Annotated in this window: 19 protein-coding genes; 13 read left to right on the top strand and 6 right to left on the bottom strand. The window is 63.1% G+C overall.

What is annotated here, in order from left to right:
• The first annotated feature begins 98 nt into the window (after positions 1-98).
• Positions 99-1,382, top strand: coding sequence for a putative hydroxymethylpyrimidine transporter CytX (gene cytX, locus ACF8K2_RS02150; protein WP_392463279.1), 1,284 nt, complete (start codon positions 99-101; stop codon positions 1,380-1,382).
• On the opposite strand, the gene ACF8K2_RS02145 is transcribed toward cytX, so the two are convergent.
• Positions 1,351-2,097, bottom strand: coding sequence for an RsiV family protein (locus tag ACF8K2_RS02145; protein WP_186555628.1), 747 nt, complete (start codon positions 2,095-2,097; stop codon positions 1,351-1,353). The genes cytX and ACF8K2_RS02145 overlap by 32 nt on opposite strands.
• Before the next feature lie 184 nt (positions 2,098-2,281).
• Between ACF8K2_RS02145 and ACF8K2_RS02140 the strand changes: the two genes are divergently transcribed.
• The 9 genes from ACF8K2_RS02140 to ACF8K2_RS02100 all read left to right on the top strand — a co-directional run bounded on the left by ACF8K2_RS02140 (position 2,282) and on the right by ACF8K2_RS02100 (position 11,582).
• Positions 2,282-2,899: an NUDIX domain-containing protein gene (locus tag ACF8K2_RS02140; RefSeq protein WP_186555627.1), complete on the top strand. Its 618-nt coding sequence runs from the start codon at positions 2,282-2,284 to the stop codon at positions 2,897-2,899.
• On the top strand, positions 2,890-3,342 hold the full coding sequence (locus ACF8K2_RS02135) for a DUF1249 domain-containing protein (protein WP_186555626.1): 453 nt from the start codon (positions 2,890-2,892) through the stop codon (positions 3,340-3,342). The genes ACF8K2_RS02140 and ACF8K2_RS02135 overlap by 10 nt, the downstream gene beginning before the upstream one ends.
• An 86-nt stretch (positions 3,343-3,428) precedes the next feature.
• Positions 3,429-4,229: a 3',5'-cyclic-AMP phosphodiesterase gene (gene cpdA, locus ACF8K2_RS02130; RefSeq protein WP_186555625.1), complete on the top strand. Its 801-nt coding sequence runs from the start codon at positions 3,429-3,431 to the stop codon at positions 4,227-4,229.
• A 153-nt stretch (positions 4,230-4,382) separates the two neighbouring features.
• The gene (locus ACF8K2_RS02125) at positions 4,383-4,991 is read left to right on the top strand and encodes a YqiA/YcfP family alpha/beta fold hydrolase (protein ID WP_186555624.1); all 609 of its coding nucleotides are present in this window, start codon (positions 4,383-4,385) and stop codon (positions 4,989-4,991) included.
• A gap of 35 nt (positions 4,992-5,026) precedes the next feature.
• Positions 5,027-6,931, top strand: coding sequence for a DNA topoisomerase IV subunit B (gene parE / locus ACF8K2_RS02120; RefSeq protein WP_186555623.1), 1,905 nt, complete (start codon positions 5,027-5,029; stop codon positions 6,929-6,931).
• On the top strand, positions 6,928-7,914 hold the full coding sequence (locus ACF8K2_RS02115) for an esterase-like activity of phytase family protein (RefSeq protein WP_392463278.1): 987 nt from the start codon (positions 6,928-6,930) through the stop codon (positions 7,912-7,914). The genes parE and ACF8K2_RS02115 overlap by 4 nt, the downstream gene beginning before the upstream one ends.
• Entirely contained in the window at positions 7,911-8,429 is a 519-nt protein-coding gene (locus ACF8K2_RS02110) for a TIGR02281 family clan AA aspartic protease (RefSeq protein ID WP_186555621.1), read from the top strand. The genes ACF8K2_RS02115 and ACF8K2_RS02110 overlap by 4 nt, the downstream gene beginning before the upstream one ends.
• 10 nt (positions 8,430-8,439) lie before the next feature.
• On the top strand, positions 8,440-10,698 hold the full coding sequence (parC, locus tag ACF8K2_RS02105; RefSeq protein WP_392463277.1) for a DNA topoisomerase IV subunit A: 2,259 nt from the start codon (positions 8,440-8,442) through the stop codon (positions 10,696-10,698).
• A 173-nt stretch (positions 10,699-10,871) separates the two neighbouring features.
• Positions 10,872-11,582: an ABC-type transport auxiliary lipoprotein family protein gene (locus tag ACF8K2_RS02100; protein WP_312151606.1), complete on the top strand. Its 711-nt coding sequence runs from the start codon at positions 10,872-10,874 to the stop codon at positions 11,580-11,582.
• A gap of 73 nt (positions 11,583-11,655) precedes the next feature.
• On the opposite strand, the gene ACF8K2_RS02095 is transcribed toward ACF8K2_RS02100, so the two are convergent.
• Positions 11,656-13,119 carry a histidine kinase gene (locus ACF8K2_RS02095; protein ID WP_392463275.1) on the bottom strand — a complete coding sequence of 488 codons (1,464 nt, stop codon included), beginning with the start codon at positions 13,117-13,119 and terminating at the stop codon, positions 11,656-11,658.
• Between the two features lie 135 nt (positions 13,120-13,254).
• On the opposite strand from ACF8K2_RS02095, the gene serB reads away from it, so the two are divergent.
• A complete protein-coding gene (gene serB, locus ACF8K2_RS02090; protein ID WP_392463273.1) occupies positions 13,255-14,469 on the top strand; it encodes a phosphoserine phosphatase SerB in 1,215 nt (404 codons plus the stop codon).
• Between the two features lie 91 nt (positions 14,470-14,560).
• Here the strand turns inward: serB and asd are convergent, their stop codons facing one another.
• The 3 genes from asd to ACF8K2_RS02075 are packed head-to-tail and all read right to left on the bottom strand — an operon-like array spanning position 14,561 to position 17,826.
• Positions 14,561-15,424 carry an archaetidylserine decarboxylase gene (gene asd, locus ACF8K2_RS02085; protein WP_186555616.1) on the bottom strand — a complete coding sequence of 288 codons (864 nt, stop codon included), beginning with the start codon at positions 15,422-15,424 and terminating at the stop codon, positions 14,561-14,563.
• A gap of 9 nt (positions 15,425-15,433) precedes the next feature.
• Positions 15,434-16,243: a thiosulfate sulfurtransferase gene (gene rhdA, locus ACF8K2_RS02080; protein WP_186555615.1), complete on the bottom strand. Its 810-nt coding sequence runs from the start codon at positions 16,241-16,243 to the stop codon at positions 15,434-15,436.
• Between the two features lie 47 nt (positions 16,244-16,290).
• On the bottom strand, positions 16,291-17,826 hold the full coding sequence (locus tag ACF8K2_RS02075; RefSeq protein WP_392463272.1) for an HDOD domain-containing protein: 1,536 nt from the start codon (positions 17,824-17,826) through the stop codon (positions 16,291-16,293).
• A gap of 130 nt (positions 17,827-17,956) precedes the next feature.
• Here ACF8K2_RS02075 and motA point away from each other — a divergent pair, with 130 nt between their 5' ends.
• Positions 17,957-18,808, top strand: coding sequence for a flagellar motor stator protein MotA (motA, locus tag ACF8K2_RS02070; RefSeq protein ID WP_186555613.1), 852 nt, complete (start codon positions 17,957-17,959; stop codon positions 18,806-18,808).
• Positions 18,809-18,811: 3 nt separating this feature from the next.
• Positions 18,812-19,819, top strand: coding sequence for a flagellar motor protein MotB (gene motB, locus ACF8K2_RS02065; protein ID WP_392463271.1), 1,008 nt, complete (start codon positions 18,812-18,814; stop codon positions 19,817-19,819).
• A gap of 32 nt (positions 19,820-19,851) precedes the next feature.
• Here motB and ACF8K2_RS02060 read toward each other — a convergent pair whose 3' ends face one another.
• Positions 19,852-20,331 carry a molecular chaperone Tir gene (locus tag ACF8K2_RS02060; RefSeq protein WP_312154958.1) on the bottom strand — a complete coding sequence of 160 codons (480 nt, stop codon included), beginning with the start codon at positions 20,329-20,331 and terminating at the stop codon, positions 19,852-19,854.
• Between the last annotated feature and the right edge of the window lie 34 nt (positions 20,332-20,365).

Genomic DNA, 20,365 nt, shown 5'->3' with positions numbered 1-20,365 from the left:
AGCGTCAGCGCAGGCAACCAGGTTGCACCTGCTGATGCTATCGCGGGGCAAGTCCGCCCCCACGTTCCCCCACTCCAACCTTTGCGGCGAGTCAACGCATGAGCACCCCCAGCCACTTTTCCCCCGATCACCCGATCCCCGCCAGCCAGCGCCTGTTCGGCGCTCGCGACCTGTTCGTCCTGTGGTTCTCCCTCGGCACCGGCTTGATGGTGCTGCAAGTCGGCGCCATGCTCGCCCCAGGCCTGGGCCTGGCTGGCGCGGTCCTGGCCATCGTCCTTGGCACGGCGGTAGGCGTGCTGCTGCTGGCGGCCGCCGGGGTGATCGGCAGCGACACCGGCCTGTCGGCCATGGGCACCCTGCGCTTGACCTTGGGTGGACATGGCGCGCGCTTGCCGGCAGTGCTCAACCTGCTGCAACTGATCGGCTGGGGCTCGTTCGAGATCATCGTCATGCGCGACGCCGCCAGCCTGCTCTCGGCACGCGCTTTCGGTGAAGGCAGCGCCTGGACCAGCCCGTTGCTGTGGACCCTGTGCTTCGGCGCCCTGGCCACATTGTTAGCGATCTGCGGACCGCTGACGTTCGTGCGCAAGATCCTGCGCAAGTGGGGCATCTGGCTGTTACTCGGCGCCTGCCTGTGGCTGACCTGGAACCTGTTCGCCAAGGCCGATCTGGCCCAGATCTGGAACCGTACCGGCGATGGCTCGATGTCGCTGGCAGTGGGTTTTGACATCGTGATCGCCATGCCGCTGTCGTGGTTGCCGCTGATTGCCGACTACTCGCGCTTCGCCCAGCGCGCCAGCCGGGTGTTCGCCGGCACCGCGCTGGGTTATTTGCTGGGTAACGCCTGGTTGATGAGCCTGGGCGTGGCCTACACCTTGGCGTTCGCCCCAAGTGGCGAAGCCAATGCGTTGTTGCTGGCACTGGCCGGTGCCGGTCTTGGCATCCCGCTGCTGCTGATTCTGCTCGACGAAACCGAAAACGCCTTCGCCGATATCCATTCCGGCGCGGTCTCGAGTGGGTTGCTGGTGCGCCTGAAGGTCGAGCACCTGGCATTGGCCATTGGTGTGCTGTGCACGCTGATCGCCTACCTGGCGCCACTGGCCCAGTACGAGAACTTCCTGCTGCTGATCGGCTCGGTGTTCGCGCCGCTGTTCGGCGTGGTGCTGATGGATCACTTCGTGATTCGCCGTCGGCAGATGCCGCTGCGGGTCGAAGGTCTGCACTGGCAGGCGCTGCTGGCCTGGGTGGTGGGAGTGGCGGCCTATCACGTAATGGCCAGCCAGGCGCCAGAGGTGGGCGCGACCCTGCCAGCAGTGCTGCTGGCAGGGGTGCTATTCGGGCTGCTAAACCTTAGCCGCGCCCGGGAAACAGCTCAGGCTTGAGCACGCCGTTCAGGCGTGGGTAAGGGATTTTCAGCTCGATGTGGCCCATGGAATAGGGCGCGATGGCATAGACCTCGTACTTCACCACGACCGCACCATAGGTCAGGGCGATGTGCGGGGACTTCTTGAACGGCCAGGTCTTGACGAATTCCGGGTCCTTGTCCATGCCGGTGCTGATCATCCAGGCACGGTGCGACTCTTCGACGGTTTTCCAGAACGTCTCTTCCTGGCCCGGCACCAGCATGTCTTGCAGGGTCAGGACTTTGTCCTGCTTGCGCGAATAGTTGATGAAACCGCGCCCAGGCATGCCATGGGCACCACCGCTGTCCAGATAACTGGACAGCTCGATGATCACCAGCCCGTCATGCTGCTCGCGTACCTTGGCTTGCAAATAGCTGCTGTTGCGCTTGTCGGCGCTGGCCAGGTATTGATCTTCGTAGGCCTTGAGCGAGGTCGGCGCGCTGCTGCGCTGGTTGTCCTCGGTCAGTTGCAGCAGGCGGCGCTCGACGATGGCGTCGAGCTTGGGCAGGTCGGGGAAGTGAATGGTGTCGATGTTCACCAGCGGGCAGTCGCTTTCGCTGCAGCCCGGCTTGACGTGCTCCCAGGCGTCGCGCTTGACCTCGAGCGGGGCCCGATAGTTGGGCGTGAACAGGCTCTGGCAGGCGCTCAGCGCCACGGCCAGCACAGCCACGGAAGTCAGTTTGACAAGCGTCATGATGATCCTTGTAGAACAGCAATAGTCGGCCTTGGACCGTCGGCAAAGCCTTCGGTTCGCCACTAAGCTATCAGAGAGATTACTGCCTGTCCCGAACGCATGAACGGTCGCTTGAAAGGGATGAAACCCAGCCGGACGCAGAGTAGGATGGCGCGATGCGGTACACGAGGTCATGAGGATTCCAATGACAGATACGTCAAATTCGCTGCCCCAGGCGGTCGAGATCGTCAAGCGCGAGAACTGCTTCCAAGGCTTTTACCGGCTCGACAAGGTTCACCTGCGCCACGAGCTGTTCGCCGGTGGCATGGGACGCGAGATCAGCCGCGAGCTGTTCGTGCGCCATGATGCGGTCTGCGTGCTGCCCTACGATCCGCAGCACGATGAAGTGGTGCTGATCGAACAATTTCGTGCGGGCGCCATGGGCAAAGTCGCCAACCCTTGGCTGATCGAAATGGTCGCCGGGCTGATCGACAAGGATGAACAGCCGGAAGAGGTCGCCCACCGCGAGGCCGAAGAAGAAGCCGGGTTGACCTTCTCTGCCCTGTGGCCAATGACCAAGTATTTCCCCTCGCCCGGTGGCAGCGATGAGTACGTTCACCTGTTCCTGGGGCGCTGCGTCAGCGAGGGCGCGGGTGGCTTGCATGGGTTGGAAGAAGAGGGCGAGGATATCCGGGTAACGGTCTGGTCGTTCGAAGATGCCTTGCAGGCGGTGCGCGATGGCCGCATCTGTAACGCCGCAGCGATCATCGGCCTGCAATGGCTGGCGCTCAATCGTGACGAAGTACGAGGTATGTGGAAGTGAATCTGTTGCGCGAGCGTTATCGGGTCGATCTGGTCGGGCTGCAATCAGCCTGCGAGGCCAACTATGCCCGGCTGATGCGCTTGCTGCCCGATATGCGCAGCACGCAGAGCTCGCGCCGTATTGGCATGACCCAGGGCGACCAGATGCTTGGCGTGCTGGTGCTCGAAGTGGTGCTGACCTGTCCCTATACCACTACCCTGCGCGTGCGCCAGGAACACAGCCTGCCGTGGCTGCCAGTGCCGCAGCTGGAAGTGCAGGTCTACCACGATGCGCGCATGGCCGAGGTGGTCAGTGCCGAGCACGCGCGGCGTTTGCGCAGCATTTATCCGTACCCCAATACCGGCATGCACCAGCCGGACGAAAAGGCCCAGCTCAACCTGTTCCTCGGTGAATGGTTGAGTCACTGCCTGGCCTGCGGCCACGAGCTGGCAGTCGTACGCTGAAAATGTGAGCTGGGTCGGTTTCGAGTGTTTGCGCGAAACCCTGCACAGGCGATAATCGCGCTGAATCCGCTCGAGGAGACGGCCCGTTGCCGCAGCCCAACCATCCCCCCGCGCCCATCCATGTGGTGCAACTGACTGACGCTCACCTGTTCGCTGACCCGGCGGGCACCTTGCTGGGCCTCAATACGCGCGACAGCCTGAGTCATGTGATCGCCCAGGTGCGCCGGGAGCAGCCGCGTATCGACCTGCTGCTGTGTACGGGCGACCTGTCCCAGGATGGCAGCGTGGCGTCCTATGAGGCGTTCCGCGAACTGACCGCGGTGCTCGACGTGCCGACCCGCTGGTTGCCGGGTAACCACGACGAGGCGCGGGTAATGGCCGAAGTGGCGCCGGCTCTGGTGCGGGCGGTGACCGACATCGGCGCCTGGCGCATCGTCATGCTCGACTCTGCGGTGGCCGGGGCCACCCATGGCTTGCTCGAGCCTGCGCAACTGGCAGCGCTCGATGCCGCATTGGCGGGCGCGGGCGATCGGCATTGCCTGGTGTGCTGCCACCACCAGCCGGTGGACATCGGCTGCGCCTGGATCGCGCCGATCGGCCTGCGCAACGCCGATGAGTTGTTCGCCCGCCTGCGCCAGCCTCGAGTGAAGGCCTTGCTCTGGGGGCATATCCATCAGCAATGGGATGAGCAGCGCGACGGCTTGCGCCTGCTGGCCACGCCGTCCACCTGCATCCAGTTCGCGCCGGGTAGCGAGGACTTCAAGGTCAGCGAAGAGCAACCAGGGTATCGCTGGCTGCGCCTGCACGCTGATGGGCGGCTGGAGACGGGCGTGGAGCGGGCGCGGGATTTCGTCGTGACCCTGGATTTCGACAGCCCCGGCTACTGAACACCGCCCCCCCGATTTCGTAGGAGCGGGTGGCGCTCCATTTGAAGAATTTGTTGCGAAAATCCCGATGCTGCGCCAACGCCCGGCGAACGCGCTACACTGCGCGTCCTGCTCCCACACTGACGGGTGCATCGCAATCGCCACGGGGGCAGCATGTCGGGTTCTATCCTTTATATCCACGGTTTCAACAGCTCGCCGCTGTCGACCAAGGCGCGCCAGCTTGAGGCAGTGATGCAGCAGCTGGGCCTGGCCGAGCAGCTGCGAGTGCCCGCGCTGCACCATCACCCGCGCCAGGCGATCGCTCAACTGCAAGCCGCTATCGCCGAGCTCGGCGCGCCCTTGCTGGTCGGCAGTTCGCTCGGCGGCTACTATGCCACCCATCTGGCCGAGCAGCATGGCCTCAAGGCCCTGCTGATCAACCCGGCGGTCGCCCCGCACCGGCTGTTCGACGGCTATCTGGGCACCCAGCGCAACCTGTACACCGATGAGGCCTGGGAACTGACCCTGGACCACGTGCAGGCGCTGGCCGAGCTGGAAGTGCCGGCGCCAACCGACGCCGAGCGCTATCAAGTGTGGTTGCAGACGGCCGATGAAACCCTGGACTATCGCCAGGCCGAGCGTTATTACCGGGCCTGCGCCTTGCGTATCGAAGCCGGCGGCGATCACAGCTTCCAGGGCTTCAGCCAGCGCCTGCCGGCCTTGCTGGCCTTCGCCGGAATTGCCCGCGGGCAGTACGCGGCGCTCGATTTTTCTGTATTTTGATTTTTTCGCATTCACCAGACTGACGACGAGAACCCATGGCCAATCCCAGCGCTAGCGCCTATAACGCAGACGCCATCGAAGTCCTCTCCGGCCTCGACCCGGTTCGCAAGCGGCCGGGCATGTACACCGACACCAGCCGGCCGAACCACTTGGCCCAGGAAGTCATCGACAACAGTGTCGACGAAGCCCTGGCCGGTCACGCCCGCTCGATCCAGGTGATCCTGCACGCGGACCACTCGCTGGAAGTCAGCGACGACGGTCGTGGCATGCCGGTGGACATTCACCCCGAAGAGGGCGTCTCTGGCGTCGAATTGATTCTCACCAAGCTGCACGCCGGCGGTAAGTTCTCCAACAAGAACTACCAGTTCTCCGGCGGCCTGCACGGTGTCGGTATTTCGGTGGTCAACGCCTTGTCGACCGAGGTCCGCGTGCGGGTCAAGCGCGACGGCAACGAGTACCAGATGACCTTCGCCGATGGCTTCAAGGCCACGGAACTGCAAGTGGTTGGCAGCGTCGGCAAACGTAACACCGGCACCAGCGTCTATTTCAGCCCTGACCCCAAGTACTTCGACTCGCCGAAGTTCTCCATCAGCCGCCTCAAGCATGTGCTCAAGGCCAAGGCCGTGCTTTGCCCGGGCCTGTCGATCAGCTTCGAGGACAAGGCCAGCGGCGAGAAAGTCGAATGGCACTATGAAGACGGCCTGCGCTCCTACCTGGTCGATTCGGTCAGCGAGTTCCAGCGCCTGCCCGACGAGCCGTTCTGCGGCAGCCTGGCCGGCAACAAGGAAGCCGTCGACTGGGCCTTGCTGTGGCTGCCAGAAGGCGGCGACAGCGTTCAGGAAAGCTACGTCAACCTGATCCCCACTGCCCAGGGCGGCACCCACGTCAACGGCCTGCGCCAAGGCCTGCTCGATGCCATGCGTGAGTTCTGCGAATTCCGCAACCTGCTGCCGCGTGGGGTCAAGCTGGCTCCAGAAGATGTCTGGGAACGCATCAGCTTCGTGCTGTCGATGAAAATGCAGGAGGCGCAGTTCTCCGGCCAGACCAAAGAACGCCTGTCCTCGCGCGAGGCGGCTGCGTTCGTCTCCGGCGTGGTCAAGGACGCCTTCAGCCTGTGGCTCAATGCCCATCCAGAGCTGGGCATGCAATTGGCCGAACTGGCCATCAGCAACGCCGGCAGGCGCCTCAAGGCGAGCAAGAAGGTCGAGCGCAAGCGCATCACTCAAGGCCCGGCCCTGCCCGGCAAGCTGGCCGACTGCGCCGGGCAAGACCCGATGCGCTCCGAACTGTTCCTGGTCGAGGGTGACTCGGCCGGTGGCTCGGCCAAGCAGGCGCGGGATAAAGAGTTCCAGGCGATCCTGCCGCTGCGCGGCAAGATCCTCAACACCTGGGAAGTCGATGGCGGTGAAGTCCTGGCCAGCCAGGAAGTGCATAACATTGCCGTGGCCATTGGCGTCGATCCAGGTGCCACCGACCTGACCCAGCTGCGCTACGGCAAGATCTGCATTCTTGCCGACGCCGACTCCGATGGCCTGCACATCGCGACCCTGCTGTGCGCGCTGTTCGTCCAGCACTTCCGCCCGCTGGTCGAGGCTGGGCATGTCTACGTCGCCATGCCGCCGCTGTACCGCATCGACCTGGGCAAAGAGATCTACTACGCCCTCGACGAACCTGAGCGTGACGGCATCCTCGACCGCCTGGTGGCCGAGAAGAAGCGCGGCAAGCCACAGGTCACCCGCTTCAAAGGCCTGGGTGAGATGAACCCGCCGCAGCTGCGCGAGACCACCATGGACCCGAACACCCGCCGCCTGGTCCAGTTGACCCTGGATGACGTCGAAGCCACGTGCGAGCTGATGGACAAGCTACTGGCGAAAAAACGTGCAGGTGATCGCAAGAGCTGGCTGGAAACCAAAGGCAACCTGGCTGAGGTCATGGTTTGATCCGTCTGCTCCTGACAGCGGTGCTGGCGCTGGTTGCGCTTCCAAGCTTCGCGGGCAACTGGCCAGAGCTGAAATTGACCGCCGAGCATCCGATTGACGGCATGCGCGGCGGCAACTTGTCTGGCCTGGCCTGGTGCCGCGGCGCGCTGTGGGGCGTCTCGGACCGCGACGACGACCGCATTTACCGCATGGACCAGCACAACGGCGTCTGGCGTGCCCAGGCGCTGACCTTCACGCCGCCGCCAGTGCCGGAAAGTGGCTTGCCCTGGGGCTTGAAGTCGCGCAACTGGGCGGTTTCCTACATTCGTGGCGGCGAGCTCGATTACGAGGGCATCACCTGCGATCAGGCGGGCAACTTCTATCTGGTCAGCGAAGCCCACGCGGCGGTGCTGCAAGTGCCGGTCGAGGGCGAACCTGACTGGTTGAAGATCGACCCGGCCATGGTCCGCCAGGCGCGGGCCAGCGGCATGCTGCTGCACTTCAATGCGCTGTTCGAGGGCCTGGCGATCAATCCGGCGGGCGACCGCCTGTGGTTGGCTGCCGAGCGCGAGCGGCGTGGTCTGGTGGCGATCCAACGCCAGCAGTCGGTGTGGACCTGCGGGCGCAGTTGCGTGCTGCTCAGCGAGGCCGGGGTTGAAATGCAGCCGCCGCAGATGCCCAATCCCCGGGCGCTGTCACGTGACTTCGCCGATCTCGCCTGGTACGACGGCAAGCTGTTTACCCTGGAGCGTAACGCCTTCCGCGTCTGTCGCCGGGATGCCGATACGGGCAAGGTCGAGCGTTGTTGGTCGTTCGCGGTCGAGGCGCTGGAAGATTCGCGCCGCTACGATCAACCGTTCGGTCTGGCCGAAGCCCTGGTGATCGATGCCAAGGGCGCCTGGATCGGCTTGGACAACAACAACGGCGACCGCGCCGATGGTGAAACTCGCCCGATCGTCTGGCGCTTCGCGGCGCCTGAAGGCGGCTGGAGCGCCAAGCCATGAGCCAGCCGGCCGGCAAGCGCGCAGGCAAGGTGCTGATGGTGGTCGCCTGGGCGGCGGCCATGTTCCTGGCAACGCGCTTTTTCGGCCAGTGGGAAGACCACCAGCAAAACCCCAATGCCCAGCCGCAGTCCGAGCACGGCGAAGGTTTTATCGAAGTACGGCTGTTGAGCAACGGCCAGGGCCATTTCGTCGCCGATGGCGCGATCAACGGCAAGGGTGTGCGGTTCATGCTCGATACCGGCGCCACCGATGTGGCGATCCCCGAGTCGTTGGCCAAGGACTTGCAACTACAGCGCGGCGCGCCGGTGATCCTCAGTACCGCCAACGGCCGCACCGAAGGCTATCGGACCCGTCTGGACAGCCTGCAACTGGGCGATATCCGCCTGCAGGGCGTGCGCGCCCTGGTGGTCCCCGGCCTGGACGGCGAGACCGTGCTGCTGGGCATGAGCGCCCTCAAACAACTTGAATTTACCCAGCGCGGCGGCAGCATGCTGTTGCGCCAGAACCTGAAATGACGAGGCCCGCATGAGCGACTCACTGGAACTCAGTCTCGACGGCGTCGAACGCCGCTCCCTGGCTGACTTCACCGAACAGGCCTATCTCAACTACTCCATGTACGTGATCATGGACCGCGCCCTGCCGCACATCGGCGACGGCCTCAAACCGGTCCAGCGGCGCATCGTCTATGCCATGAGCGAGTTGGGGCTGGATGCCGATTCCAAGCACAAGAAATCGGCGCGTACCGTCGGTGACGTGCTCGGTAAGTTCCACCCGCACGGCGACTCGGCCTGCTATGAAGCCATGGTGCTGATGGCCCAGCCGTTCAGCTACCGCTATACCCTGGTCGATGGCCAAGGCAACTGGGGTGCGCCGGACGATCCGAAGTCGTTCGCTGCCATGCGTTACACCGAGGCACGGCTGTCACGTTATTCCGAAGTACTGCTCAGTGAAGTAGGCCAAGGCACCGTCGATTGGGTGCCGAACTTCGACGGCACCTTGCAGGAGCCGTCCGTGCTGCCTGCGCGCCTGCCGAACATTCTGCTCAACGGCACCACCGGCATCGCCGTGGGCATGGCCACCGACGTGCCGCCGCACAACCTGCGCGAAGTGGCCAGCGCCTGCGTGCGTTTGCTCGATGAGCCCAAGGCCACTGTCGAGCAGCTGTGCGAGCACATCCAGGGTCCGGACTATCCGACTGAAGCCGAGATCATCACGCCGCGCGCCGATCTTCTCAAGATCTACGAGAGTGGCCGTGGTTCGATCCGCATGCGCGCCGTCTACCGTGTCGAGGATGGCGACATTGTCGTTACCGCGCTGCCGCACCAGGTCTCCGGGGCCAAGGTGCTGGAACAGATCGCCGCGCAGATGCAGGCCAAGAAACTGCCGATGGTCGCTGACCTGCGTGACGAGTCGGACCACGAGAACCCGTGCCGTATCGTCATCATCCCGCGTTCCAATCGGGTGGATGCCGACGAGCTGATGCAGCATCTGTTCGCCACCACAGACCTTGAGAGCAGCTACCGGGTCAACGTCAATATCATTGGCCTGGACGGCCGCCCGCAGTTGAAGAACCTGCGTGTGCTGCTGCAAGAATGGCTGCAGTTCCGTATTGGCACCGTGCGTCGCCGGCTGCAGCACCGCTTGGACAAGGTCGAGAAACGTCTGCACCTGTTGGACGGTTTGCTCACAGCGTTCCTCAACCTCGATGAAGTGATCCACATCATCCGCACCGAGGAGCACCCCAAGCAGGCGCTGATTGCCCGCTTCAACCTGACCGAAATCCAGGCCGACTACATCCTCGAGACTCGCCTGCGTCAGTTGGCACGTCTGGAAGAGATGAAGATCCGTGGCGAGCAGGACGAACTGCTCAAGGAGCAAGCCAAGTTGCAGGCCCTGCTGGGCAGCGACGCCAAACTGCGCAAACTGGTGCGCAGCGAGCTGATCAAGGACGCCGAAACCTATGGCGACGAGCGCCGTTCGCCGATTGTCGAGCGCGCCGAAGCCAAGGCGCTTTCGGAAAACGAGCTGATGCCGACCGAGCCGGTCACTGTGGTGCTGTCGGAAAAAGGCTGGGTGCGTTGCGCCAAGGGCCACGATATCGACGCCACCGGTCTCTCTTACAAGGCCGGCGATGGCTTCAAGGCCGCTGCCGCTGGGCGTTCCAACCAGTTTGCCGTGCTCATCGACTCGACCGGGCGCAGCTACTCGGTGGCGGCCCATACCCTGCCATCGGCACGGGGGCAGGGCGAGCCGCTGACTGGCCGGCTGACGCCACCGCCTGGGGCCACGTTCGAATGCGTATTGCTGCCCGAGGATGATGCACTGTACGTGGTCGCCTCCGACGCCGGTTACGGCTTCGTGGTCAAGGGCGAGGATTTGCAGGCCAAGAACAAGGCCGGCAAGGGACTGCTCAGCCTACCCAATGGCGCCAAGGTGATGACCCCACGTCCGGTGGCCAACCGCGAGCAGGACTGGCTGGCAGCGGTGACCACCGAAGGCCGGCTGTTGGTGTTCAAGGTCGCCGACCTACCGCAACTGGGCAAGGGCAAGGGCAACAAGATCATTGGTGTGCCAGGCGATCGGGTGGCCAGTCGGGAAGAATACGTTACCGATCTGGCCGTGATCGCCGAGGGCTCGACCCTTGTATTGCAGGCTGGCAAGCGTACCCTGTCTCTGAAACCTGACGATCTGGAGCACTATAAAGGTGAGCGCGGTCGACGCGGCAGCAAGCTGCCACGCGGCTTCCAGCGGGTCGACGGGTTGCTGGTAGAAGCTTCGAGCTAGCCGTGCGAATTGTCTGAAATGGCAATTTCGGCGTTGTTACCGGCGGAAACACTGGAGTCGGACGGCTATTTCGCGGATGATAGTGCCCCTGTGGCGCCGGCGTGGCCGTGCGCCCAGAAGAATCTACATGTGTATCACTGCGGTGTGCCGAGGGCGGCCGCTTGGATGGGATGATGAAAGTTCTGCGCCTTCCATTTGCGCTGTTGATGACTGGCCTGTTGGGCCTGAGCGGGTGCAGCATGCACCAGCCGGTTGCCCTGTATCAGCTCGACAGCGGTGATCCTGGCCAGCCTTCGCAAAGCGCGGGCATGGCTGTGGTGCTCGGCCCGGTATCGGTTGCCGACTACCTGCAACGTGAAACCTTCTTGCAGCGTCAAGCTGATGGCAGCCTGACTTCTGCGACGGACGGTCGTTGGGCGGGCAGCCTTTCGTCGGATATCGACCAGCTGCTGGTGCGTCAGTTGGCCTGGCGTCTGGATAGCCAACGAGTCGTGCTGGCACCGGCGAGCACGGGCTTTGCGCCTGACGTGCAGGTATTGCTGTCGATTACCCGGCTTGATTCAGGCAAGAACCAGCCGGCGATCCTCGATGCCCAGTGGCGTCTGCTCGATCGCCGCGGCAACGTGCGTGACAACCGCATCGTCCACCTTGAGCAGCAGCATGAGGGCACGGAGTCTTCCCAGGTGCAGGCCCAGGGCCAGTTGCTGCAGAAGCTCGCCGAACAGCTGAGCAGCGCCGTCAAGCCGTTGGCCAACCAGCCGGCGATTGCTGAAGAGGCGCCGAAGAAGCCTGCCGCACCGGTTCAAGTGAAGAAAGAGCGGGAGAAGTCGAAGATTCCAATGGCTTCGCCAATTCGCACCGATATGGAAGTCTATCGGTTCTGATCTTCCAGCCACAAAAAAGCCCGCAGAGATGCGGGCTTTTTTGTGGCCGGCCGATTGGGATGTTTAGCTGGCCTCAGGCGCGCCGCTCGTGCATCCGCGCCAACTGCCGCTCCAGCATCGACGGATATGGCTCCATCAGGCGCTCCACGCAGCAAGCCCCTTCAGGGCTGGCAATCGGGCGGATACGCGCGCGCTGACGAACCAGGGCGTCATCACTGATCTGGCGCTCTACCAGCAGCAGGTTGCGGCTGTGCTGCGACAGCGCCAAGGCGTCCTGGGCTTTCTCCGCCATCAGCAAATCGACCTGCTCCAGGCCTTGCAGGTCATCGGCCAACACCAGGCCCAATTGCAGCTGCAGGGTAATCCCGCTGTCCGCCACTTCAATCTGCAGGGCATGGCCCAGGGCGCGCAGCAGCTCGCCGCAGCAGATAGCGTTGGTCAGGTAGTCCTCGCCGCTGTCGCGGCTGTGGAACAGCAGCAAGGTGCTGCCATCGTTGAGGGTGTGGGTTTCGCCCTCATACAGCGATGCCGCCTGTTCCAGGCAGTCGGTGTAGCGTTCGAGCAGCTCGGTCAGGCGGGTGCGTGGCAGGCGCCGCAGTTGCTCCTGCGAGCCCAGCTGCACGGCGAGCACGGCGGTGTATTGCGGCTCATCAGACTCGACCGGCGCAGGTTTGGCGCGCGGCTCTTCGATGTCGATCAGGCCCGCAAAGGCTTCATCGTCTTCGTCGTCATCATGCGCTGCCACTTTTGCCCGTGACGCAGCTTTGGCGACGACGGGGGTATCGTGCAAATCGTCGAACGCTTCTTCGTCGTCTTCCTCTTCCTCCTCCGGTTCTGGCGGTGGAGGAGGGGCAAGGCGGGCATGCAATTGACGGGCGATATCGCCGATTTCGTCCTGACGATCGATCGCCGGGGTATAGGGGTGCGGATCACGTAGCCAGACCCGCAGTTGCAACAGCGGAGTGGAGATGAAACGGCCCAGGCGTAGGCTCAAGGTCAGCGCCAGCGCCAGCAGGATCGCCGCCAGAATGCCCATGCTTTGCAGGCTGATCAGCATGGGCTGCTGGAATTGGCTCATGTCCAGGCTGATACGCAGTTGCCCGGCAGTGACATCCTGGAAGGTGATCTTGGTCTGATAGAGGCCTTCGGCCTCACCCAGCAGGCTGTTTTTCGGCCGTTGGCCGGCCTCGGCGAGGATGCGGTTGTCGACGCTGTAGATCGCCGCGTGGGCCACCAGTGGGTTCTTCACCAGGTTGCCCAGCAGCACGTTGAGGCTGAGGATGTCGTTGGACACCAGCAGCTCGGTAGCCGAGGTAGCGGTCTGGATGGTCAAGCTCTGGCCGAGCGCATCGGCCTGCTCGTGCATGGCCTGCTTGAACTGCAGGCCCATCACGCAGGCATAGATCACCAGCGCCAGCGCCACCAGGAAAATGTTGGTGCTGGCGATACGCAGTGCCAGGGGAACGCGACGCTGGCGCAGGGCACGGAAGATCATCAGGAAGAAGTTATCGGGTTTAACTGGCGTGGGCCGGTTCACAGAGCGCGGCTCTTTATGGCGAGAAAGTGCTGCGCAGTATAGCGAGCCGGGATTTGTCGGCAAAGTATCAGCGGCGCCCGATAGTCATGGAAAATCGGTAGAATGCGCATTTTTCATCGAAGTCGGAGCCAGGTTGTGCGCGAAATCGTCCTGATCAACATCACCGGTGAGGACCGTCCCGGTCTCACTGCCGCCATCACCGGCGTCCTGCTCCAGGGCGGTGTGAACATCCTCGACATCGGCCTTGCGGTCATGCACGGCACCTTGTCGTTCGGCATTCTGGTCGACATTCCTGACAACGAAGTGGCCACCCAGCTGCTGCAGAGCGTGCAAGCCAAGGCCCACGAGCTCAACCTGCAAGCGCGTTACACGCCGATTTCCGAGGCCGATTACCAGCATTGGGCCGACAGCCAGGGCGAGGCCCGGCAGATCGTCACCCTGCTCAGCCGCAAGGTCACCCCCGAGCAACTGCAGCGGGTCAGTGCGGTAATCAGCCAGTATGGCCTGACCATCGAGCGGATCGAGCGCCTGTCCGCCCGGGTGGTGCTGGATGCGCCAACAGAGAAGGGCAAGGCTTGCCTGGAAATTTCCGTACGCGGTGAGCCGAGCGATGCCCAGGCCCTGCGTGCCGAGTTCTTCGCCCTGTCGCAAGAGCTGGCGGTGGATATCGCCTTCCAGAAGGACGACCTGTTCCGTCGCAACCGTCGCCTGGCAGTGTTCGACATGGACTCGACCCTGATCGAGGCCGAAGTGATCGACGAGTTGGCCAAGGCTGCCGGCGTCGGCGAACAAGTGGCCGCGATCACCGAGCGGGCGATGCGCGGCGAGTTGGATTTCCGCGCCAGCTTCAAGGAGCGGATGGCGCTGCTCAAGGGCCTCGACGTGGGCGTGCTGGATGAGATCGGCGCCTCGCTGCGGCTGACTGAAGGTGCTGAGAACCTGTTCGCCGAGCTCAAGCGTCTGGGCTATAAGACAGCGATTCTGTCGGGCGGCTTCACCTATTTTGCCAAGCAAGTGCAGGCGCGTCTGGGTATCGACTATGTGTTTGCCAACGAGCTGGAAGTGATCGATGGCAAGGTGACTGGCGTGGCCATCGAGCCGATCGTCGACGCGCAGCGCAAGGCTGATCTGCTGCAGGAGCTGGCGAGCAAGGAAGGCCTGCAACTGGCACAGACTATTGCCGTGGGCGACGGCGCCAATGATTTGCCGATGCTGTCGCTGGCGGGGCTGGGAGTTGCCTTCCGCGCCAAGCCGCTGGTGCGTCAGTCGGCCAAACAGGCGATTTCTACCCTTGGCTTGGATGGCGTGCTGTATCTGCTTGGCTTGCGCGATCGCGACGCTCGCGGCTGATCCGATACTGTAATGGGCCGCTTTGCGGCCCTAAAAATGAAAAAGGCCCCGCATGATTGATGTCATGCGGGGCCTTTTCTTTGCGCTACGGTCAGGCTTGGCTAGGCACAGCCAATTGCTGGCCCATGCGCACTGCCGACCCAGCACCCAAGCTCTCGGCCCACTTCACCTGCTCTGGCCCGAACAGCACGATCGCCGTCGAACCCAGCTTGAAGCGGCCCAATTCAGCACCTTTCTCCAAATGAATCGGTGCCCGGCTGGCTTCGTCATAACGGAAGGTCTTCAGCTCACGCTTCGGTGGCGTGACCAGGCCCGCCCAGACGGTTTCGATCGAGGCCACGATCATCGCCCCCACCAGCACAACGGCCATTGGCCCGCGCTCGGTGTCGAACAGGCAGACCACGCGCTCATTACGAGCGAACAACTCTGGAACGTTTTCCGCGGTGGTCTGGTTGACCGAGAATAGGCGACCCGGCACATAGACCATCTCGCGCAAGGTACCGGCCAGCGGCATGTGCACGCGGTGGTAGTCTTTGGGCGACAGGTAGATGGTGGCGAACTCACCGCCCATGAACGGCGCGGCCAGGGCCGGGTCACCGCCCAGCAGCTCCAGCGCGCTGTAGCCGTGGCCCTTGGCCTGGAAGATGCGGCCATGCTCAATCGGGCCGAGCTGGCTCACTGCACCGTCTGCCGGACACAGGATGGCGCCTGGCGTTTCATCCAACGGGCGGGCACCGGGCTTGAGGGCGCGGGTGAAGAAGGCGTTGAAGTGCTCGTAGGCGCTCAGGTCTTCGACCAGCGCTTCGGACATGTCGACCTGATAGCGCTTGGCGAACCAGGCGGTGAAGGCATTCTTGAACCAGCGCGCACGGCACTCGGCAATGCAACCGGCCAGCCGCGACAGCAAATGGTGCGGCAGCAGGTACTGGCTGATGATGAACAAGCGGGATTTCATTGAATTTCCTTAAACGTCTACAGGCGTGTCCGGATGGTTACCCCATTCGCCCCAGGAGCCGGCGTAGGCCTTGACCCGTGGGTAGCCGAGGGATTTAGCCACCAGGTAGGTAAAACCGGAGCGGTGATGGGTCTGGCAGTGGGTGATCACTTCCTTGTCCGGGGTGATGCCCAGGTTCTGGAGGATCTCGGCCATGTCCTTGCGAATGCGCAGATGGTCATTCATGTCCATGCCGGCGGTCCACTCGAAGTTGACCGCGCCAGGGATATGCCCGCCCTTGGCCGCCAAGACCTTCTCGCCGCGGTATTCGCTGGGCGCGCGGGCGTCCCAGATGGCCAGGTCGGCAGCGCCCAGGCGGCTTTGCAGGTATTCGCGGGTGGCGGTGGGTTCGGCATGCAAGGTCAGGCTCAGCGGGCCGCCAGCGCTGGCCGGCACGTCGGTGGACAACTTGTCAGCCGGCCATGCCTGGATACCACCATTGAGGTAGTGATACTTGCTATGGCCAATGACATCCAGCAGCCAGATGAAGCGCCCAGCCCAGCCGCCGCCCTCGTCGTCGTACACCACGTAAACGGCGTCATCGCGGTGGCCGAGTTCGCCGAACAGTTTTTCCAGGTCGGCACGTGCCGGCAGCAGGCCGGGGGCCGGCGGCTGGCCAAGCTGAGTGCGCTTGGGGTCGACGAAGCGAGCGCCGGGAATGTGCCCGCTGCCATAACGGTTGGCACTGGTCAGATCGACCAGGATCAGCTGTGGCGAATCCAGGCGCGACAGCAAGTCAGCCGGTTCGATCACCAGCGGCAAGCCGGAAAAGTCAGTCATCCACAGTCTCCAGGGTGGAACGTGAGGGGGCGATTGTAGCGTAAGGCTTAACGATTGGGCTTGCTGAAGGTGGCCAGGGCACGCTCTACGCACTGCGCGGTTTTGCCAAAGGCTTGCACACCGACATCAGCCAGCGGCTTGCCACCCTGGTCGGCGATCATCAGCATCAGCACCTGGCCATCGACGGCCAGCGAGCGCAGCAGCAGGTGCTCGCTGCGGAACAACGCGCGTAGTGCTGCGGGCAGCAGGGCAGAAAACTGCGCATGGTTGTCCGGGGTCAGGCGCAGTTGTCCGGCCTGACTGGTCAAGCGCTGTAACAGTTTGTTTTGGGCTACCGGCAAGTTCAGGGCTGCGGCTTCACTGGGCAAACCAGCCGCTTGTTGCACGAGCAAAGCGTCGTTGGGCTTATCGTGCATCAGTAGCAAGATCCGCTGCATGCCGCAGGCCAACAGCGCTTCGCAGGCCTGGCTAGCCAGGTGCACGGCGTTGCTGAACGGGCTTGGCTGGGCCAACAGTTCACCGCACAGCTTGCGCCAGCGCACCAGGTCTTCACTGGGTGGCGGCGGCGGGGTGAGCATGTTGGGGTGCGGCCGGCGTTGCTGCCACGGCCAGATCAGCGCTTCGGCCGGGTGGAACAGGGCGTGGCGCGCATGGTGGCGGGCGCTGGCCGCCGCTTGTTGGTGGACCTGCTGCTGCACGTCATCCAGGCTGGTTTGCAAATACAGCGCAGTCAGCAATTGCCAGCGCAGCAGGTGCGGGTTGTCCCAGCCAACCTGGGCGGCCAGGGCCAGGCCGTTGGCCAGCAGCACGGTGTTGGCCGGCTGGTTGAACCAGCGGCGCAGGCCGGGCTCTTCATCCAGCCGGTGTTGCTGGGTGAGGCTGTCGGGTTCGCGGGCGATGTTCAGTACTTGGGCGAGCAATTCGCGTTCGCTGGTCAGCAAGCGATAGCCCTGGGTCACCCACTCGGGCAGGCGCCAGTGACTGGCAACGGCTTGGCACAACTCCATGATGCGCACCCCGAACAGCTCCTGTTCGACTTCGGTGGCATCTTCACCCTTGTGGATCACCCGCAGCTCCCAGGCGTCCAGCAGCTTGGGGTGGCTCAGGGCCAATGGCCACAGCGGCGACAGGAACAACAGGCTACCCCAGTGGATTTCTTGCCACAGCCGGGCCAGACGGCTGGCGAACAGACCGCTGGCCTGCTGCGAGGCGTGTTGGCTGATCAGGAGAAATTGGCGCAGCACAGGCGGGATATCGTCGCCCGGCATCGCGGGCAGGCGCGTCAGCAACTGGGCGGTGCGCTCCAGGCCCAGGCGGTTGACGGCAACCTCAAGGCTTTCGGCGGGTTCGGCCTGGCTGGCATTGGCCGGATGATTGGCCTCACGCATCACGCAAAGCACCAGGGCCGGGCTGTCCTGCATCAGTTCGGCGATTTCGCGCAGGGACCTACGGCTGTCATTGATTGCGGCTAAAACACGGTCGTGGCTTTCTTTCGGCACCGGCAGGCGGACGCTGTCGAGCAGCTTTATCCAGCCATCGAGGGTGCGCGGAATCTGACCTGGTACCTTGGTTTCAATTGGCATTTTGACATCAGTCCAAACTGGCTTTTCGCTTTGAGTGGCTATAGTCTGGCGCAGTTCTGCCGATAAGTAGAAGAAGAGTTTTAAAGCTCCCGTCCCCGACCCTGACCACGACAGCAAGTGCTTTGAACCTATGGCTAAAATTATCGGCATCATCGTCGTATTCGCGAGCGTGCTCGGCGGCTACGTACTCTCCCACGGCAAGATCGCGGCGCTGATCCAGCCGTTCGAAGTGCTGATCATCGGCGGTGCGGCCTTTGGCGCGTTCCTGCAGGCCAACCCTGGTTACATGACCATGCATGTGATCAAGAAGTCGATGAAGATGTTCGGCTCGCGCTTCTCCCACACCTTCTATCTGGAGGTGCTTGGCCTGGTTTACGAGATCCTCAACAAGAGCCGTCGTGAAGGCATGATGGCAATCGAGAGCGATATCGAAGACGCTGCGGCCAGCCCGATCTTCGCTAAATACCCCGCAGTGCTGGGTGATGAGCGCATGACCGCGTTCATCTGCGATTACCTGCGCATCATGTCCACCGGCAACATGGCCCCGCACGAGCTCGAAGGCTTGTTCGACATGGAGCTGCTGAGCATGAAGGAAGAGCTCGATCACCCCTCCCATGCGGTGACCGGCATCGCCGACGGCATGCCTGGTTTCGGTATCGTCGCCGCGGTACTGGGTATCGTCGTGACCATGGCCTCGCTGGGTGAAGGCGACCAGGCCTCGATCGGCCTGCACGTGGGGGCGGCACTGGTCGGTACCTTCTTCGGTATCCTGGCCGCCTACGGTTTCTTCGGCCCCCTGGCCACCTGCCTGGCGCACGACGCCAAGGAAGAGGTCAACCTGTACGAGGCGATCAAGGCTTCGCTGGTTGCTTCGGCCTCTGGCATGCCGCCATCGCTGGCCGTCGAATTCGGGCGCAAGGTGCTCTATCCCAAGCACCGTCCGAGCTTCGCCGAGCTGGAACAAGCGGTTCGCGGTCGCTGAGTCATGGAAAACAATCAGCCGATAATCATCAAGCGCGTCAAGCGCTTTGGTGGCGGGCACCACGGCGGCGCCTGGAAGATCGCCTTCGCCGACTTCGCCACGGCGATGATGGCGTTCTTCCTGGTGCTGTGGTTGTTGTCGACCGCCACACCTGAGCAGAAGATCGCCATTGCCGGCTACTTCAAGGATCCGATTGGCTTCTCTGAAAGCGGCACGCCCTACGTCATCGACCTGGGCGGCTCGCCGCAGCTGGCGCCGGAAAAGACCATCAACCCAGAAGAAAAGTCCGAGCCGACCCCTGACACCAGCATTCAGTTGGACAAGGACCAGGTCGAGACCATGGCCGAGCAGGTCGAGAAGGAGCGTCTGAACCTGCTCCTGCAAGAGCTGCAGAACAAGGTCGAGGAAAACCCGCAGCTGCAGAAGTTCAAGGACCAGATCCTGTTCGAGATCACCCAGGACGGCCTGCGCATCCAGATCATGGATGCCGAGAACCGGCCGATGTTCGATATCGGCAGCGCACGCTTGCAGCCGTACTTCGAAGACATCCTGCTGGCCATGGCCGACACCATCAAGGCGGTGCCGAACAAGATCAGCGTCAGCGGCCACACCGATGCCAAGCCGTATGCCGGCGCAGGCGAGTTCGGTAACTGGGAGCTGTCGGCCAACCGTGCCAACGCTGCGCGGCGGGCACTGGTGGCGGGTGGTTATCCGGATGATCAGGTGGCGCGCGTGGTCGGTTATGCCTCGTCGTCGCTGTTCGATCGCAAGGATCCGTTCAACCCGGTCAACCGGCGCATCGATATCATCGTCTTGACCAAGAAGGCCCAGCGTAACATCGAAGGCGAGCAGGGTACGCCTGAGGCACCACCGGCAGCGCCAGCCGCCCCGGGCGCTGCGGCGCCAGCAGCGCCTGGAGCAGCCGCCGAGCCGATGCAGCCTCGCGAGTTGCGCCAGAAGCTGAACATCTTCGAAGATGGCACATTGAAGATGGATGAGCCCACAGAATAAGGGCAAGTGGGGCGCTTAGCGCCCCACTTCATTCAAAAGCCCCGCCGAATCTTGGCCTTGAGATCGGCATGAAAGAAATCCGCATTACTCCGGTCGACACTGTGCAAACGCACCGGTGGCAGCGACATCGCCCGCTCAAAGGTCCGTTCATCATGGTAGGCGCGCACAAACAGCTCGATGTGCTCGCGGCTGCGCATCACCGGCCACTTACCTAGATGTTCTGGCAATGACTGCGCGCCACTCTGGTACAGGCTGACCCGCCGACTGGCCATGACCGCTGCGCCCATCAACCATGCCGTCCACCATTGCTGCGCGCCCTCGCTGGAGAGCACGCCAATCAGATGGGTGGCATCACTGAGTTGCTGGCAAAGGCCGCCGCACAGGTCTTCGGTGGTTTGCCCGGTACTGTCGAATTGCACCAGTTGAGTTGGAACATCCTCAAGCAGCAAGCGCTCATTGAGAATGAAGGCGTCGAGCCGTTCATTGTGGCGGTAGCAGATGACGACGGGCATCAGCTAGGCCCTCCGTGATGGAGGGCTGGGCGCT

It is taken from the genome of Pseudomonas sp. xss_2, from assembly GCF_043104195.1.
Taxonomy (GTDB): Bacteria; Pseudomonadota; Gammaproteobacteria; order Pseudomonadales; family Pseudomonadaceae; genus Aquipseudomonas; species Aquipseudomonas urmiensis.
This window is presented reverse-complemented; position numbering and strand designations above follow the sequence as displayed.